This window comes from Bacillus sp. CR71 (genome assembly GCF_003429245.1).
GTDB classification, from domain to species: Bacteria; Bacillota; Bacilli; order Bacillales; family Bacillaceae_G; genus Bacillus_A; species Bacillus_A thuringiensis_S.
This window is the reverse complement of sequence record NZ_CP031748.1, coordinates 193,958-194,172: the sequence shown is the minus strand read 5'-3', so window position 1 is coordinate 194,172 and position 215 is coordinate 193,958. Positions and strand designations below refer to the sequence as shown.

The following is a 215-nucleotide window of genomic DNA, read 5'->3' as shown; positions in this document are numbered from 1 at the left end:
ATGGCTGGGCTAGCTGGATTCGAACCAGCGCATGACGGAGTCAAAGTCCGTTGCCTTACCGCTTGGCTATAGCCCATTAATATTTACTAGTATGGTTATCTTCTCAAAAAAATAAACCCTTTCAGGTTATTTTAAAGAAAATGGTGGAGGGGGGCAGATTCGAACTGCCGAACCCGAAGGAGCGGATTTACAGTCCGCCGCGTTTAGCCACTTCG

Annotated in this window: 1 tRNA gene; it reads right to left on the bottom strand. The window is 47.4% G+C overall.

The features are described from left to right. Position 1: 1 nt before the first annotated feature. Positions 2 to 76: transfer RNA gene (locus DOS87_RS01090), tRNA-Gln, on the bottom strand. Positions 77 to 215 lie beyond the last annotated feature (139 nt).